The organism is Pseudomonas sp. RV120224-01b (assembly GCF_003208145.1).
Classification (GTDB): Bacteria; Pseudomonadota; Gammaproteobacteria; order Pseudomonadales; family Pseudomonadaceae; genus Aquipseudomonas; species Aquipseudomonas monteilii.
Window position 1 is genome coordinate 47,792 of sequence record NZ_QKMQ01000018.1, and the last position, 15,888, is coordinate 63,679.

Below are 15,888 nucleotides of genomic sequence, written 5' to 3' on the forward strand. Positions count from 1 at the left end.
ATAGCGCCCCTTGCGGGGCGCAGGAATTACAGTTTCTTGGCTTTCTCGATCGCTTCGTCGATGCTGCCGACCATGTAGAACGCTTGTTCTGGCAGGTGGTCGTAGTCACCTTTGAGGATGCCGCTGAAGCCAGCGATGGTGTCTTTCAGGGAAACGTACTTGCCTGGCGAACCGGTGAAGACTTCGGCCACGAAGAACGGCTGCGACAGGAAGCGCTGGATCTTACGAGCGCGGGCTACCAGTTGCTTGTCGGTCTCGGACAGTTCGTCCATACCCAGGATCGCGATGATGTCTTTCAGCTCTTTGTAGCGCTGCAGAACATACTGAACGCCACGAGCGGTCTCGTAGTGCTCGTTGCCGATCACGTTCGGGTCCAGCTGGCGCGAAGTCGAGTCCAGTGGGTCGACCGCTGGGTAGATACCCAGGGAGGCGATGTCACGGGACAGAACGACGGTGGCGTCCAAGTGGGCGAAGGTGGTCGCTGGCGACGGGTCGGTCAAGTCGTCCGCAGGTACGTATACGGCCTGAACGGAGGTGATCGAACCTTCCTTGGTGGAGGTGATGCGCTCTTGCAGAACGCCCATCTCTTCAGCCAGGGTCGGCTGGTAACCTACTGCCGAAGGCATACGGCCCAGCAGTGCGGATACTTCGGTACCGGCCAGGGTGTAACGATAGATGTTGTCGACGAACAGCAGAACGTCGTTACCTTCGTCACGGAACTTCTCAGCCATGGTCAGGCCAGTCAGCGCTACGCGCAGACGGTTTCCTGGTGGCTCGTTCATCTGACCGTAGACCAGCGCTACCTTGTCGAGAACGTTGGAGTCCTTCATCTCGTGGTAGAAGTCGTTACCCTCACGAGTACGCTCACCCACACCAGCGAACACGGAGTAACCGCTGTGTTCCATGGCGATGTTACGGATCAGTTCCATCATGTTTACGGTCTTGCCAACACCGGCACCACCGAACAGACCAACCTTACCACCCTTGGCGAACGGGCAAACCAGGTCGATAACCTTGATGCCGGTTTCCAGCAGGTCGTTGCCGCCTGCCTGGTCAGCGAACGATGGCGCTGGCTGGTGGATACCGCGACGCTCTTCTTCGCCGATCGGGCCGGCTTCGTCGATCGGGTTGCCCAGTACGTCCATGATACGGCCCAGGGTGGCCTTACCAACAGGAACGGAAATGGCAGCGCCGGAGTCAACGACTTCCAGACCGCGCTTCAGGCCTTCGGTCGAGCCCATCGCAATGGTACGAACCACGCCGTCGCCCAGCTGCTGCTGAACTTCCAGGGTGGTTTCCGCGCCTTGTACTTTCAGCGCGTTGTAAACACTCGGCACGACGTCACGTGGGAATTCCACGTCGATGACGGCGCCGATGATTTGAACGATACGTCCGCTACTCATAGCTGGATCCTCTGAATATGTGAACCGTTAAACCGCGGCAGCGCCGCCGACGATTTCCGAGATCTCCTGGGTGATCGCAGCCTGACGCGCCTTGTTGTAGATCAACTGAAGCTCTTTGATCAAATCACCGGCGTTGTCTGTGGCGTTCTTCATGGCGATCATCCGGGCCGCTTGTTCAGCAGCGTTGTTCTCGACCACCGCCTGGTACACCTGCGACTCCACGTAACGCACCATCAAGCCGTCCAGCAGCTCTTTTGCGTCGGGTTCGTACAGGTAGTCCCAGTGGTGCTTGAGATCCTGATCCGGGGTTGCCACCAACGGTACCAATTGCTCGACCGTTGGCTTCTGGGTCATGGTGTTGATGAACTTGTTCGAAACCACCGAGAGGCGATCGATACGGCCGTCCAGGTAGGCGTCCAGCATCACTTTGACGGAGCCGATCAGATCGTTGATCGATGGCTCTTCGCCCAAGTGGCTGATCGCGGCTACGACGTTGCCGCCAAAGATGCGGAAGAAAGTCGCACCCTTGCTGCCGATCACGCACAGGTCGATTTCCACGCCCTGTTCGCGGTTTGCGCTCATGTCCTTGACCAGGGCCTTGAACAGGTTGGTGTTCAAGCCACCGCACAGACCACGGTCACTGCTCACCACGATATAACCGGCGCGCTTTACAGGGCGCTCGATCATGAACGGGTGGCGGTATTCCGGGTTGGCGTTGGCCAGATGACCGATCACCTGGCGGATACGCTCCGCGTAAGGACGGCTAGCAGCCATGCGCATTTGTGCCTTGCGCATTTTGCTGACCGCCACTTTCTCCATGGCGCTGGTAATTTTTTGCGTGCTTTTGATGCTCGCAATCTTACTGCGAATCTCTTTTGCGCCTGCCATGTATCACCTATCAGGTTAGCAAGCGGGGGCCACGGCCCCCGCTGCGGCTTACCAGGTCTGGGTGGCCTTGAACTTCTCGATACCGGCTTTCAGGCCAGCGTCGATTTCGTCGTTGAAGTCACCCTTCACGTTGATCTTCGCCATCAGTTCGGCGTGATCACGGTTGAAGAAGGCGATCAGTGCTTGCTCGAAGCTGCCGATCTTGGAGACTTCTACGTCAGTCAGGAAGCCACGCTCAGCGGCGTACAGCGACAGGGCCATGTCTGCGATGGACATTGGCGCGTACTGCTTCTGCTTCATCAGCTCGGTAACGCGCTGACCATGCTCCAGCTGCTTGCGGGTCGCTTCGTCCAGATCGGACGCGAACTGGGCGAATGCAGCCAGTTCACGGTACTGAGCCAGCGCGGTACGAATACCACCGGACAGCTTCTTGATGATCTTGGTCTGAGCGGCACCACCTACGCGGGATACCGAAACACCGGCGTTCACTGCAGGGCGGATGCCCGAGTTGAACATGGCCGATTCCAGGAAGATCTGACCGTCGGTGATGGAAATCACGTTGGTCGGAACGAACGCGGAAACGTCGCCAGCCTGGGTTTCGATGATCGGCAGAGCGGTCAGGGAACCGGTTTTGCCAGTGACTGCGCCGTTGGTGAACTTCTCGACGTACTCTTCCGAAACGCGCGAAGCACGCTCCAGCAGACGGGAGTGGAGATAGAACACGTCGCCTGGGTACGCTTCACGTCCTGGTGGACGGCGCAGCAGCAGGGAGATCTGACGGTAAGCAACGGCCTGCTTGGACAGGTCATCGTAAACGATCAGGGCGTCTTCACCGCGGTCACGGAAGAACTCGCCCATGGTGCAGCCGGCGTATGGCGCCAGGAACTGCAGTGCGGCGGATTCCGAAGCACTGGCAACGACCACGATGGTGTTGGCCAGGGCGCCGGCTTCTTCCAGCTTGCGAACGATGTTGGCAACGGTGGAACGCTTCTGGCCGACAGCAACATAAACACAGAAAATACCGGAGTCTTTCTGGTTGATGATGGCGTCGATGGCCATGGCGGTCTTACCGATCTGACGGTCACCGATGATCAGCTCGCGCTGGCCACGGCCGACAGGGATCATGGCGTCGACGGACTTGTAGCCAGTCTGTACAGGCTGGTCTACCGACTTACGCCAGATCACGCCTGGAGCCACTTTCTCGACTGCGTCGGTCTGGGTGTTGCCCAGAGGACCTTTGCCGTCGATCGGGTTGCCCAGTGCGTCAACGACGCGACCCAGCAGTTCCTTACCAACCGGAACTTCCAGGATGCGGCCGGTGCACTTGGCGCTCATGCCTTCGGCGAGGGTGTCGTATGCACCCAGGATCACTGCACCTACGGAGTCTTGCTCCAGGTTCAGGGCCATGCCGAATACGCTGCCAGGGAACTCGATCATTTCGCCGTACATGACGTCGGCCAGACCGTGGATCCGCACGATACCGTCGGATACCGAAACAACGGTACCTTCGTTACGGGCTTGGGAGCTCACATCGAGGTTGTCGATGCGGCCCTTGATGATTTCACTAATTTCGGAAGGATTGAGTTGCTGCATTGCTCTGCTGCCCCTTCAAACTCAAGATTTCAATGCTTCGGCCAGTTTCGCGATTTTGCCGCGAACAGAGCCATCGATTACCAGGTCACCAGCGCGGATGACGACGCCGCCAATCAGGCTGGCATCCTCCGACGCGTGCAGGCGCACTTCCTGGCCTAACCGTGCACTGAGAACCTTGGCGAGTTTGTCTTGCTGTTCTTGGTTCAACGCGAAGGCACTGGTGACTTCCACGTCCACGGATTTTTCTTGCTCGGCCTTGTACAGGTCGAACAGGGCGGCAATCTCCGGCAGAAGCAGGAGACGGTCGTTTTCCGCGGCAACATGAATGAAATTCTGTGCCTGTGCATTGAACTTGTCACCGCACACGTCAATGAACGTGGCGGCCTTTTCTGCGCTCGTCAGTCGCGGGGCCTTGAGCAGGCGCTGCATGGTGTCGTCTTGCGACACCGCAGCAGCCAGGCCGAGCATGGCTGACCAATTGGCCAGTTGCTGATGGGCCTGGGCATGCTCAAAGGCAGCCTTAGCGTAAGGTCGGGCCAACGTGGTCAGTTCTGCCATGATCGCCCTCGCTTAAATTTCAGCGGCCAGTTTGTTAACCAGCTCCGCATGCGCGTTTTGATCGATTGTGGCGCCAAGGATCTTTTCGGCACCGCCAACGGCCAGGGCACCCACTTGGGCACGCAGGGCGTCTTTAGCGCTGTTCAGTTCCTGTTCGATCTCGGCCAGAGCCTGAGCCTTCACACGGTCAGCTTCGACGCGGGCCTGTTCACGGGCTTCCTCGACAAGCTGAGCAGCGCGTTTCTTGCTTTGCTCAATGATTTCGGCTGCCTGTGCTTTAGCTTCACGCAGTTGCTGACCCGCTTTCTCTTGGGCCAGCTCCAGGTCGCGAGCTGCGCGGTTGGCAGCGTCCAAGCCGTCGGCAATCTTCTTTTGGCGCTCTTGCAGGGCAGTGATGACCGGAGGCCATACGTACTTCATGCAGAAGAGTACAAAAATCAGAAAAGCAACGGATTGGCCAATCAGGGTTGCATTAATGTTCACGCCAACACCTCGCTCGGTCTTAATTCATACAGCCATCAACTCGTGGTGACGAGTGATTAGCCGGCGATCTGACCAACGAACGGATTCGCGAAGGTGAAGAACAGAGCGATACCAACACCGATCATGGTTACGGCGTCGAGCAGACCGGCAACGATGAACATTTTAACCTGCAGCATCGGAACCATTTCTGGTTGACGAGCAGCGCCTTCCAGGAATTTGCCGCCCAGCAGGCCGAAACCAATGGCGGTACCCAGAGCACCCAGGCCGATCAGCAGAGCAACAGCGATAGCGGTCAGACCAACTACAGTTTCCATCTTTCCTCCCGACTTTTACGTCGTATTGGTTAGGTTTTTAGTTTGAAGCGGTAAAACAAATCGTGAGTACAGCTGCCCTTGCGGACTTTTTAAGCCCTCCCCCCGAACAGGCGAGGAAGGCTATCAGACACGCCAGGCGGTCTTAATGGTTATCTTCGTGCGCCATCGACAGGTAGACGATGGTCAGCATCATGAAGATGAAAGCTTGCAGGGTGATGATCAGGATGTGGAACACAGCCCACGCCCATTGCAGCACCACACCCAGGCCGCTGAGCCACAGCAGGCCGGAGCCGAACATGACAGCGATCAGGATGAACACCAGTTCGCCGGCATACATGTTGCCGAACAGACGCAGTGCCAGCGAGATCGGCTTGGCGATCAGGGTGACGAATTCCAGCAGGAAGTTGACCGGAATCAGCAGGATCTGAACGAAGATGTTCTTGCTGCCAAACGGGTGCAGGGTCAGCTCACCGATGAAGCCGCCCAGGCCCTTGACCTTGATGCTGTAGAAGATGATCAGAGCGAACACGCAGAAGGCCATGGCCAGGGTCGCGTTCGGGTCGGTGGTCGACACGGCGCGGAACGGAATGTGCGGGTCACCGGAAATCAGGATGGCCAGCTGAGGAATCCAGTCGACCGGAACCAGGTCGACGGCGTTCATCAGGAATACCCAGACGAAAATGGTCAGCGCCAGCGGAGCGATTACCGGGCTACGGCCGTGGAAGGAGTCCTTCACGCTGCCGTTGACGAAGTCGACCATCACTTCAACGAAGTTCTGCAGACCGCCAGGTTGGCCGGAAGTCGCCTTCTTGGCCGCCATGCGGAAGATGAACAGGAAGATCAGACCCAGCGCGACGGACCAACCCAGGGTGTCCAGGTGGAACGCCCAGAAGCCCATTGCCTTGGCTTCTGCAGCCGAATGGGCGAAGCCCCAGCTGCCGTCTGGTAGTTGACCGTAGGTCAGGTTCTGCAAGTGGTGCTGGATATAGCCCGAAGCGGTTTCTGCTGCCATGGTTGCCTCAAACGCCCTAAGGTCTCGAAAGTCTTTTATTCATCAGCAGGGGCGCGAACCAGCTGACCAAAAGGGTCAGCACGAAGACGCCGAATACTGCTAACGGCGCCAATGGCTTCACTCCTGCAAAGGTCAGTGCAAAAAGCACTGCCGTCAAAATCATCTTGCCTGCCTCGCCAGCGTAAAACGACTTGACGATGGCTTGTGCCGCCCGAGCTCCGCTGAAGCGAAAAGCCTTCCAGGCGAAATACACATTGGGCAGCCAGGCAATCAAACCTCCGCAAAGGCCTGAATATCCACTGACCACCCCTTTCCACTGCCACAACACCAAGGTTGCCAGCAGTAGTACGACGAATTGAGCCAGCAGTACCGGAAAAACCGCCCAGCGATGGAAAGGCAGGCGGTTTGGCGTGCGGATTTCCATCACAACTGCTCCTCGGAAGTCGACCAACAAGTCAGTTATGACTTGGCATAATTTGTGCCGACAAAATGCGCGCAGAGTATAGGGGTGGATTAACCCCTATTCAACTCTTCGGTAGTGATTTCCGACTGCGCGCTACAACAGGAATTGTTTCAGCGGATGTGAGCAAGCACGCCTTGCAACTCGTCAAGGGAGTTGTAACGAATAACCAACTGGCCTTTGCCCTTGTTGCCATGACGGATCTGGACAGCCGAGCCCAGGCGCTCTGCGAGCCGCTGTTCAAGGCGTGCGATATCCGGATCAGGTTTGCTCGGTTCGACCGGATCAGGCTTGTCACTGAGCCACTGACGCACCAGTGCCTCAGTTTGGCGCACGGTGAGGCCACGTGCGACAACATGACGCGCCCCCTCCTCCTGACGGTTTTCTTCCAGACCGAGCAATGCGCGGGCGTGACCCATCTCCAGGTCACCGTGGGCGAGCATGGTCTTGATCGCCTCAGGCAGCGTGATCAGACGCAGCAGGTTGGCCACGGTCACCCGCGACTTGCCTACGGCGTCGGCCACCTGCTGCTGGGTGAGCTCGAATTCCTGCTGCAGGCGCTGAAGGGCCAGGGCCTCTTCCAGCGGGTTGAGGTCTTCACGCTGGATGTTCTCGATCAGCGCCATGGCAATGGCCGCCTCATCGGCCACTTCGCGGACCATGGCCGGGATCGTGTCCAGGCCGGCCTGCTGCGTGGCGCGCCAGCGGCGCTCACCGGCGATGATCTCGTAGCGGTTGTCGCCGATCGGGCGCACCACGATCGGCTGCATCACGCCATGGTTGCGAATCGAGTGCGCAAGCTCTTCCAGCGCCTCCGGGTCCATGTCCCGGCGCGGCTGGTACTTGCCACGCTGGATCAGCTCGACCGGCAGGTGTTGCAGTTCTTTCTGGTCGATCTTCACAGCCTGCTCTTCGAGCGCGCTGACGGAAGGACCACTGAGCAGTGCATCCAACCCACGTCCGAGACCCCGTTTCTTGACGGCCATACGGATTCCTTAAGTTGTTTGTGCAGTGCGTGATTGACGGCGTTGGCGGCGTACCAGTTCCCCGGCCAGGGCCAGATAAGCCAGCGCGCCTCGCGATTGCTTGTCGTAAGCCAGTGCCGGCATGCCAAAGCTCGGGGCCTCGGCCAGGCGAATGTTGCGCGGAATGACCGTGTCGTACAGCTGCGGGCCAAAGTGCTCCTTCAGCTGCGCCGAAACATCGTTGTTCAGGCTCAGGCGCGGATCGTACATGGTCCGCAGCAGGCCTTCGATCTTCAGCTCCGGGTTCAACCGGGCAGCGATGCGCTTGATGTTATCCACAAGGTCGCTGAGACCTTCCAGTGCGTAATACTCGCACTGCATGGGGATGATCACGCCATCGGAAGCGACCAGGGCGTTCAGCGTCAGCATCGACAGCGACGGTGGGCAGTCGATGAGGATGTAGTCGTAGTTCTCGCGGATGGGCGCCAGCGCGTTGCGCAGACGGCTTTCCTTGACCTGCATTTCCAGCAGCACCACCTCGGCGGCGGTCAGGTCGCGGTTGGCCGGCAGCAACTGGAAACCGCCGTGCTCGGAGTAATGCATGGCCTGGGCCAAATCGCATTCCCCGATCAGCAGGTCGTAGACCGAGTGCTCGAGCTCGTGCTTGTCCACACCGCTGCCCATGGTGGCGTTGCCCTGCGGATCGAGGTCGATCAGCAGCACACGACGCTTGGTCGCCGCCAGCGAGGCGGCGAGATTGATACAGGTGGTTGTCTTGCCCACACCACCTTTCTGGTTCGCGATTGCGAATACCTTAGCCATTGTTGCGTGTGTTCCCAGTCATGCCTTGCGGCGCAGTATCAGCAGATGGCGCTGGCCCTGGCAACCCGGAACGGTCAGGGCCTGTTCGCTTTCCACTGTGAAGTCTGCGGGCAATGCTACCAGTTCATCGGCAGGATGCAGCCCCTTCATTGCAAGCCATTGCGTCCCGGTGTCGCCCAGGTGGCGGGTCCAGTTGGTGAAGTTCTCCATGCTGCTGAAGGCACGGGAGATGATGCCGTCGAACGGCTGCGCTGGCTGGAAGGCCTCGACCCGGCTGTGGATAACCGTGAGGTTGTCCAGCTTGAGCTCCATTTTCACCTGGGTCAGGAAGCGGGTCTTCTTGCCATTGGCGTCCAGCACAGTCACGCGCTTGTCCGGATGCAGGATAGCCAAGGGAATGCCGGGCATGCCACCGCCACTGCCCACATCCAGCCAGTTGACACGCTCGCTGTGGATAAACGGCATGACGCTGAGGCTGTCCAGCAGGTGGCGCGACACCATCTCGTCGGGGTCGCGCACGGCGGTGAGGTTGTAGGCTTTGTTCCATTTAATCAACAGGGCCAGGTAGCCGAGCAGCTTTTCGTGATGCTCGGTGCTCAGCTCGACACCAAGCTGGCGGGCACCTGTGGACAACTCTTCGGCGTGTTGCGGGGTGACCAGGGAACTCAAGCGCTTTGCTCCAATTCGCGGCCAGCGCCGCGTTTTTTCAAGTGAATCAGCAACAGGGAAATCGCCGCCGGGGTCACCCCCGGGATGCGCGAAGCCTGGCCCAACGTTTCCGGACGGGTCTGGCCAAGCTTGCCCTGGATCTCCTTGGACAGGCCGGAAATGCTCGAGTAGTCGATATCCACAGGCAGGCGGGTATCTTCGCTGGCACGCAGGCGGGCGATTTCGTCTTGCTGGCGATCGATGTAACCGGCGTATTTGGTACGAATCTCGACCTGCTCGGCAACTTGCGGATCGATCGCATCACCGCCGGTCGCCTCGATCAGGCCGGCGTAGTCGATTTCCGGACGCGCCAGCAGGTTGAGCAGGCTGTACTCGTGGCTAAGCGGGGTGCCGAACTTATCCACAATGGCCTGGCCTTGCTCGGTGTTCGGGCGCACCCAGGTCGCCTTCAGGCGCTGCTCTTCGCGCTCGATACCCTCGCGCTTGGCGCAGAAGGCGGCCCAGCGTTGGTCATCGATCAGGCCCAGTTCGCGGCCTTTCTCGGTCAAACGCAGGTCGGCGTTGTCTTCGCGCAGGATCAGGCGGTATTCGGCGCGCGAGGTGAACATGCGGTACGGCTCCTGCGTACCCAAGGTAATCAGGTCGTCAACCAACACCCCGATGTACGCCTCGTCGCGGCGCGGGCACCAGCTGTCACGGCCTTGCGCCCGCAGGGCCGCGTTGGTCCCGGCCAGCAAGCCCTGGGCGCCGGCTTCTTCGTAACCGGTGGTGCCGTTGATCTGCCCGGCGAAGAACAGGCCGCCGATGACTTTGGTTTCGAGGCTGTACTTGAGGTCGCGCGGGTCGAAGTAGTCGTATTCGATGGCATAGCCCGGGCGCACGATGTGGGCGTTTTCCATGCCACGGATCGAACGCACCAGTTCCAGCTGCACGTCGAACGGCAGCGAAGTGGAAATACCGTTGGGGTACAGCTCATGGGTGGTCAGGCCTTCCGGCTCGATGAACACCTGGTGGCTTTCCTTGTCGGCGAAGCGGTGGATCTTGTCTTCGATCGACGGGCAGTAGCGCGGACCGACACCTTCGATCACGCCCGAGTACATCGGCGAACGGTCGAGGTTCGAGGCGATGATCTCGTGGGTGCGCGCATTGGTGTGGGTAATCCAGCAGCTCACCTGACGTGGGTGCATTTCGGCATTGCCCATGAACGACATCACCGGGATCGGCGTATCGCCTGGCTGCTCGGTCATCACCGAGAAGTCCACCGAGCGGCCATCGATGCGTGGCGGCGTACCGGTTTTCAGGCGGCCGACGCGCAGCGGCAGTTCACGCATGCGGTGGGCCAGGGCGATCGAAGGCGGATCACCGGCGCGGCCGCCGGAATGGTTTTGCAAACCAATGTGGATAAGGCCGCCGAGGAAGGTACCGGTGGTCAGTACCACCGATTCGGCGAAGAAACGCAGGCCCATCTGGGTCACCACGCCTTTGACCTGGTCCTGCTCGACGATCAGGTCGTCGCAGGACTGCTGGAATATCCACAGGTTCGGCTGGTTTTCCAGGATTTCACGCACCACTGCCTTGTAGATGGCGCGGTCGGCCTGTGCTCGGGTGGCACGTACGGCCGGGCCCTTGCGGTTGTTCAGAACGCGGAACTGGATGCCGCTCTTGTCGGTGGCCAGCGCCATGGCGCCACCGAGGGCATCGATCTCTTTGACCAGATGGCTTTTGCCAATACCGCCGATGGCGGGGTTGCAGCTCATGTGACCGAGGGTTTCCACGTTATGGGTCAACAGCAGGGTTTTCACACCCATGCGTGCAGACGCAAGCGCAGCCTCGGTACCGGCATGGCCGCCGCCGATGACGATCACTTCAAAACGGGAAGGGAAATCCACCACGCACCTCGTGCCTGTTTTTGCGAATAGAGAAGGTAAGCGGACAAGTATAGGGACTTCACCCCCTTTAAAGAAACCGTCTGAGCAAATTTTGACCAGTCTGTGGATGAGTGGCAAACAACAGAAAACAAAGAGGAAAAATTTAAAAAAGCTTTGTTTTTATGTTTATTCTTATGCACAGCCTTGTCTGTGGATAAGGTTCTGTAGCCCTTTGTTCATGGCTTGTAGAGAGAAATTAAACCCTGTGGCTGGAGTGCCATGAGGGTTATGGATAACACGATTTAGCCTGTGGATTAAATGGCTCTTTACCCACAGCCCAGATTTTCCTCAGCAAAAAAGCCTGCTTATCAACGGAGCTGAAGGCGGGTTTTCCACAGGGCTCCTGAGCACCGATTGCCTTCTGTGGATGAGTGATGTGTGAGTTTTGAGGGCCTTGTCACGGGTAAACCCGCTCCCATAGCAATCTCCTCAAGGCTTGAGATGAGAAATTGCAGGCAAAAAAAAGCCGCTCCCGAAGGAGCGGCTCTTGATCTTGCCTGCTGTGGATTATTTGCCGATGCAGAAGCTGGAGAAAATCCGCCCCAACAAATCATCCGAGCTGAATGCCCCGGTAATTTCGCCCAGGGCGTGTTGTGCCTGGCGCAAGTCCTCAGCCAGCAGCTCTCCTGCACCTGCCAGGGTCAACTGAGCACGGCCGTGCTCAAGGTGTTCGCTGGCTTGGCGCAAGGCATCCAGATGGCGCCTACGGGCACTGAAACCACTCTCTGCAGTCTGTTCGTAACCCATGCAGGCCTTCAGATGGTCGCGCAGCAGTTGCAGCCCTGCATCATCGCCTTTGGCGCTGAGGGTGATCGTCACATGGCCGTCATCACACTGCTCCAGCGCGACCCGTTCACCACTCAGGTCGGCCTTGTTGCGAATCAGCGTGACCTTGGCCGGGTCTGGCCGCTGGTCGAGAAATTCCGGCCACAAAGCGAACGGGTCGCTGGCCTCGGGCGCGGTGGAGTCGACCACCAGCAACACACGGTCAGCCTCGCCAATGGCCTTCAGGGCGCGTTCCACGCCGATCTTTTCCACATGGTCGTCGGTATCGCGCAGACCGGCCGTATCGACGACGTGCAGTGGCATGCCGTCGATGTGGATATGTTCCCGCAGGATGTCCCGGGTGGTACCGGCAATGTCGGTGACAATGGCCGCTTCCCGGCCAGCAAGCTGGTTCAGCAGGCTCGACTTGCCCGCATTCGGCCGGCCGGCGATGACCACCGTCATGCCGTCACGCAGCAAAGCGCCTTGCCCGGCCTCGCGTTGCACAGTGGACAACTCGCTGCGTACGGCATCGAGCATCGACAGCACGTGGCCATCGGCGAGGAAGTCGATTTCTTCTTCCGGGAAGTCGATAGCCGCCTCGACGTAGATGCGCAGGGCAATCAACGCTTCGGTAAGGCTGTGCACACGTTTCGAGAACTCCCCCTGCAGCGAACGCAGGGCGTTACGCGCCGCCTGGCTGGAACTGGCCTCGATCAGGTCGGCAATGGCTTCGGCCTGGGCGAGGTCAAGTTTGTCATTGAGGAACGCGCGCTCGCTGAATTCGCCTGGGCGGGCCAGGCGGCAGCCGACTTGTACACAGCGCTGCAGCAACATGTCCAGGACCACCGGTCCGCCGTGGCCCTGCAGTTCGAGCACATCCTCGCCTGTGAACGAATTCGGCCCGGGGAAGAACAGCGCGATCCCCTCATCCAGTACAAGCCCTTCATCGTCGCGGAACGGGCCGTAATGGGCATGCCGAGGGGTGAGTGTACGGCCGGTGATCAACTGGCCGGCCTTGGCAGCCAGAGGGCCGGACAACCTGACAATACCCACACCCCCGCGGCCTTGGGCGGTAGCGATGGCGGCGATGGTTTCACGCACAGTGTTCATGCTCGAAAGCCTCTACGACAAAAACGACAGATAGCAAAAACGCCCCACTAGGGGGCGTTTTTTATTCACAGGCTAGCGCAGTAGCCTGTCAAGCAGCAGCTTTTTTGCTGGCTGCCTCGATGCTGCGGGTGATGTACCACTGCTGAGTGATCGACAGGCAGTTGTTCACAACCCAGTACAGCACCAGACCAGCCGGGAACCACAGGAAGAAGAAGGTGAAGATGATCGGCATCATTTTCATCACCTTGGCCTGCATCGGATCCGGTGGGGTCGGGTTCAGGCGCTGCTGGATGAACATGGTGGCGCCCATGATGATCGGCAGGATGAAGAACGGATCCTTGATCGACAGGTCGGTAATCCACAGCATCCATGGGGCCTGGCGCATTTCAACGCTTTCCAGCAGTACCCAGTACAGGGCCAGGAATACCGGCATTTGTACCAGGATCGGCAGGCAGCCGCCCAGCGGGTTGATCTTCTCTTTCTTGTACAGCTCCATCATCGCCTGGGACATCTTCTGGCGATCGTCACCGAAGCGTTCCTTCAGTGCGGCGAGCTTCGGCGCAACAGCACGCATACGCGCCATCGAACGGTAGCTGGCAGCCGACAGCGGGAAGAACAGGCCTTTGATCAGCATGGTCAGTACGATGATCGACCAGCCCCAGTTACCCAGCAGGCTGTGGATATGTTGCAGCAGCCAGAAGATCGGCTGGGCGATGAACCACAGGAAGCCGTAGTCGACGGTCAGTTCCAGGCCTGGGGACAACTCTTTCAGCTTGGACTGGATTTTCGGACCGGCGTACAGCATGGCGCTGGTTTCGACCTTGCCGCCAGCAGGCACGCTGAGGACTGGGCCGGTGTAGCCGATGATGTAGTTGCCCTGGCTGTCCTTGCGGGTCTGGACAACGTTGTTGTCTGATTTTGCCGGAATCCAGGCGGTCACGAAGTAGTGCTGCAGCCAGGCAACCCAACCGCCGGACACATTTTCTTTCAAACTACCTTTGTCGATGTCCTTCATCGAGACCTTTTTGTAAGGCTCGGAAGCTGTCCACAGGGCAGCGCCCAGGTAGGTTGCGGTGCCGGTTGCGGTACTCGAGGACGGATCGCCGCTGGCGTCGCGCTTGAGCTGGGCGAACATGTTGCCGCTCCAGGCCTGGCCACTCTGGTTGTCGATCAGGTAGCTGACATTCAGGTCGTACTCACCACGCTTGAAGCTGAAGCGCTTGATGTAGTTGACACCGTTGTCGCTGAACTTCAGGTCGACCACCAGTTGTTCCTGGCCGTCGGCCAGCTGGTAGCTCTTCTGCTCGGCGGCATACAACGGGCGACCGCTGGCGCGGGCATCCGGGCCATTGGCGCCGGTCAGGCCGCTTTGTGCCAGGTAAACACGCTCACCACCATTGTCGAACAACTGGAATGGAATGTTCGGATGGTCCTGACGGCGTGGGTACTTCGGCAGATTCAACTGGACGATGTCACCACCAACCGGATCGATAGCCAGTTCCAGGACGTCGGTCTTGACTCGGATCAGGTCCTTGCTCAGTGCGACCGGTGCCAGTTCGGCAGGGCTCGATTCGGCGTTGGCGCTCGGTACATCGGCGCTGGCACCGTTGTTACCGGCCGGCACACCATCGGGCAGGCCCGGAGCAACGGTGCTGGCAGCAGTATTCTGAGTCGGCAGGGCAGCCTGGCCGTAGTCATCGTTCCACTTCAGGACCATGACGTAGGACACGACTGCCAGCGCGGCGATCAGGATCGTGCGTTTAATATCCATGATTACTCGGCTATCGAAGAAGTTCGGGAGGAAGGAGCGGGGGGAACGGGGTCGAAACCGCCGTCATTCCACGGATGACAACGCCCCAGGCGACGAACGGCTAGCCACCCACCACGCCATAGGCCATGGTTTTCGATGGCTTCTTGAGCGTAACAGGAGCAACTGGGGAAAAAACGACAGTGATTGGCCATCAGGGGGCTGATGGCATAACGGTAAAACTGGATCGGAACGAGCGCCAGTTTACGCATCTTGGCTGTCTACCCCTGCGGAATTGGCGGTGACTGCTGGTGTTGCCCGGCTACGCGCCAGACGTTTCCAGAGTTTGCCAAAGTGTTGGTGCAATTCCGGGTTTTCTACTTCACCCAATCCCTTGCGCGCGACGATCACGATGTCCAACCCGGCGAGCATTTGCTGGTTCAGACGAAAGGAATCGCGCATCAAGCGCTTGAGGCGATTGCGTTGAACGGCGAGCTTGACGCTCTTCTTGCCAATCACCAGGCCGAGCCGTGGGTGATCAAGGCCGTTCTCGCGAGCAAGGATCAGCAGGTTTTTCCCTGGAACCTTGCCGGTTGGGGAGTCGAAGACCGCTTTGAAGTGTCGGGGTGTAAGCAGTCGCTTTTCCCGACTGAAGTCCTGACTCACCACCTGTGCCGAAAAATCAAATGGCCAGACGCTTACGGCCTTTGGCACGACGACGCGACAGAACAGCGCGGCCGTTCTTGGTAGCCATACGGGCACGGAAACCGTGGGTGCGGGCGCGCTTGATGGTGCTTGGTTGGAAAGTACGTTTCATGGCGTGTTACCTGGTTTGTCGACGACGGGCCGGGATGGCCCCCTTTTTAAGAGACCGGCGATTCTAGAGAAAGCAAGCCCATAGGTCAATTTCCAACCAGTCTTTCCATATAGAGCACAGGATGGACGGTGCCTGCCGGTTCATCCCCAAGGGGTGCTTGATCGGACACACGAATCGGGGACAACATGAAAAAAAAGAAGAGACATATAAAAAGCTTTTCTGAAGAACTTATAAATCTTATGTGGGTAACCTTCTGTGGATAACCTCCTCAAGGCCATAATTCACGGCATGTACAGCGTTTTACAACCGTGTTCTCAACCGGTGCTGCACCTGTTTTATTCGTGCGGGCAA

17 protein-coding genes are annotated in these 15,888 nt (G+C 58.8%); all 17 read right to left on the reverse strand.

All coding sequences use genetic code 11. The annotated features are described in order from the left end of the window. Nucleotides 1–26: 26 nt before the first annotated feature. The 17 genes from atpD to rpmH all read right to left on the reverse strand — a co-directional run bounded on the left by atpD (nt 27) and on the right by rpmH (nt 15,537). Nucleotides 27–1,403: a F0F1 ATP synthase subunit beta gene (gene atpD, locus N436_RS23070; protein WP_027614801.1), complete on the reverse strand. Its 1,377-nt coding sequence runs from the start codon at nt 1,401–1,403 to the stop codon at nt 27–29. Nucleotides 1,404–1,430: 27 nt separating this feature from the next. After that, the gene (atpG, locus tag N436_RS23075) at nt 1,431–2,291 is read right to left on the reverse strand and encodes a F0F1 ATP synthase subunit gamma (protein ID WP_003253195.1); all 861 of its coding nucleotides are present in this window, start codon (nt 2,289–2,291) and stop codon (nt 1,431–1,433) included. Nucleotides 2,292–2,339: 48 nt separating this feature from the next. Beyond that, nucleotides 2,340–3,884, reverse strand: coding sequence for a F0F1 ATP synthase subunit alpha (gene atpA / locus N436_RS23080; protein WP_016712768.1), 1,545 nt, complete (start codon nt 3,882–3,884; stop codon nt 2,340–2,342). A 21-nt stretch (nt 3,885–3,905) separates the two neighbouring features. After that, nucleotides 3,906–4,442 carry a F0F1 ATP synthase subunit delta gene (locus N436_RS23085; RefSeq protein ID WP_003253191.1) on the reverse strand — a complete coding sequence of 179 codons (537 nt, stop codon included), beginning with the start codon at nt 4,440–4,442 and terminating at the stop codon, nt 3,906–3,908. Nucleotides 4,443–4,454: 12 nt separating this feature from the next. Next, entirely contained in the window at nt 4,455–4,925 is a 471-nt protein-coding gene (locus tag N436_RS23090) for a F0F1 ATP synthase subunit B (protein ID WP_003253189.1), read from the reverse strand. Nucleotides 4,926–4,981: 56 nt separating this feature from the next. After that, nucleotides 4,982–5,239, reverse strand: a complete 258-nt coding sequence (atpE, locus tag N436_RS23095) for a F0F1 ATP synthase subunit C (protein ID WP_003097235.1) — start codon at nt 5,237–5,239, stop codon at nt 4,982–4,984. 142 nt (nt 5,240–5,381) lie between these two features. Beyond that, complete coding sequence (atpB, locus tag N436_RS23100) at nt 5,382–6,251, reverse strand: F0F1 ATP synthase subunit A (protein WP_003260030.1); 870 nt, start codon at nt 6,249–6,251, stop codon at nt 5,382–5,384. A gap of 16 nt (nt 6,252–6,267) precedes the next feature. Beyond that, nucleotides 6,268–6,675, reverse strand: coding sequence for a F0F1 ATP synthase subunit I (locus N436_RS23105; protein ID WP_011536507.1), 408 nt, complete (start codon nt 6,673–6,675; stop codon nt 6,268–6,270). A gap of 149 nt (nt 6,676–6,824) precedes the next feature. After that, nucleotides 6,825–7,697 carry a ParB/RepB/Spo0J family partition protein gene (locus N436_RS23110; RefSeq protein ID WP_060499721.1) on the reverse strand — a complete coding sequence of 291 codons (873 nt, stop codon included), beginning with the start codon at nt 7,695–7,697 and terminating at the stop codon, nt 6,825–6,827. Between the two features lie 9 nt (nt 7,698–7,706). Beyond that, nucleotides 7,707–8,498, reverse strand: coding sequence for a ParA family protein (locus N436_RS23115; protein WP_012274913.1), 792 nt, complete (start codon nt 8,496–8,498; stop codon nt 7,707–7,709). Between the two features lie 18 nt (nt 8,499–8,516). Next, nucleotides 8,517–9,167 (reverse strand): 16S rRNA (guanine(527)-N(7))-methyltransferase RsmG, encoded by a 651-nt coding sequence (rsmG, locus tag N436_RS23120; protein ID WP_105947118.1) that lies wholly within the window; start codon nt 9,165–9,167, stop codon nt 8,517–8,519. Next, entirely contained in the window at nt 9,164–11,056 is a 1,893-nt protein-coding gene (gene mnmG / locus N436_RS23125) for a tRNA uridine-5-carboxymethylaminomethyl(34) synthesis enzyme MnmG (RefSeq protein WP_110742047.1), read from the reverse strand. Before mnmG ends, rsmG begins: the two co-directional genes overlap by 4 nt. A gap of 546 nt (nt 11,057–11,602) precedes the next feature. Further along, nucleotides 11,603–12,973, reverse strand: coding sequence for a tRNA uridine-5-carboxymethylaminomethyl(34) synthesis GTPase MnmE (gene mnmE / locus N436_RS23130; RefSeq protein ID WP_016712773.1), 1,371 nt, complete (start codon nt 12,971–12,973; stop codon nt 11,603–11,605). 88 nt (nt 12,974–13,061) lie between these two features. Further along, a complete protein-coding gene (yidC, locus tag N436_RS23135) occupies nt 13,062–14,744 on the reverse strand; it encodes a membrane protein insertase YidC (protein ID WP_105947116.1) in 1,683 nt (560 codons plus the stop codon). A 2-nt stretch (nt 14,745–14,746) separates the two neighbouring features. Beyond that, the gene (gene yidD, locus N436_RS23140; RefSeq protein WP_082426416.1) at nt 14,747–14,992 is read right to left on the reverse strand and encodes a membrane protein insertion efficiency factor YidD; all 246 of its coding nucleotides are present in this window, start codon (nt 14,990–14,992) and stop codon (nt 14,747–14,749) included. Beyond that, a complete protein-coding gene (gene rnpA / locus N436_RS23145; RefSeq protein ID WP_105947115.1) occupies nt 14,985–15,389 on the reverse strand; it encodes a ribonuclease P protein component in 405 nt (134 codons plus the stop codon). Before rnpA ends, yidD begins: the two co-directional genes overlap by 8 nt. A gap of 13 nt (nt 15,390–15,402) precedes the next feature. Next, nucleotides 15,403–15,537: a 50S ribosomal protein L34 gene (rpmH, locus tag N436_RS23150; RefSeq protein ID WP_003253163.1), complete on the reverse strand. Its 135-nt coding sequence runs from the start codon at nt 15,535–15,537 to the stop codon at nt 15,403–15,405. Between the last annotated feature and the right edge of the window lie 351 nt (nt 15,538–15,888).

Excerpts from the sequence above, each read along its gene's own strand:
- atpD (WP_027614801.1), bottom strand. The coding sequence starts at position 1,403 with ATGAGTAGCGGACGTATCGTTCAAATCATCGGCGCCGTCATCGACGTG.
- atpG (WP_003253195.1), bottom strand. The coding sequence starts at position 2,291 with ATGGCAGGCGCAAAAGAGATTCGCAGTAAGATTGCGAGCATCAAAAGC.
- atpA (WP_016712768.1), bottom strand. The coding sequence starts at position 3,884 with ATGCAGCAACTCAATCCTTCCGAAATTAGTGAAATCATCAAGGGCCGC.
- N436_RS23085 (WP_003253191.1), bottom strand. The coding sequence starts at position 4,442 with ATGGCAGAACTGACCACGTTGGCCCGACCTTACGCTAAGGCTGCCTTT.
- atpE (WP_003097235.1), bottom strand. The coding sequence starts at position 5,239 with ATGGAAACTGTAGTTGGTCTGACCGCTATCGCTGTTGCTCTGCTGATC.
- atpB (WP_003260030.1), bottom strand. The coding sequence starts at position 6,251 with ATGGCAGCAGAAACCGCTTCGGGCTATATCCAGCACCACTTGCAGAAC.
- N436_RS23105 (WP_011536507.1), bottom strand. The coding sequence starts at position 6,675 with ATGGAAATCCGCACGCCAAACCGCCTGCCTTTCCATCGCTGGGCGGTT.
- N436_RS23110 (WP_060499721.1), bottom strand. The coding sequence starts at position 7,697 with ATGGCCGTCAAGAAACGGGGTCTCGGACGTGGGTTGGATGCACTGCTC.
- N436_RS23115 (WP_012274913.1), bottom strand. The coding sequence starts at position 8,498 with ATGGCTAAGGTATTCGCAATCGCGAACCAGAAAGGTGGTGTGGGCAAG.
- mnmE (WP_016712773.1), bottom strand. The coding sequence starts at position 12,973 with ATGAACACTGTGCGTGAAACCATCGCCGCCATCGCTACCGCCCAAGGC.
- yidC (WP_105947116.1), bottom strand. The coding sequence starts at position 14,744 with ATGGATATTAAACGCACGATCCTGATCGCCGCGCTGGCAGTCGTGTCC.
- yidD (WP_082426416.1), bottom strand. The coding sequence starts at position 14,992 with ATGCGTAAACTGGCGCTCGTTCCGATCCAGTTTTACCGTTATGCCATC.
- rpmH (WP_003253163.1), bottom strand. The coding sequence starts at position 15,537 with ATGAAACGTACTTTCCAACCAAGCACCATCAAGCGCGCCCGCACCCAC.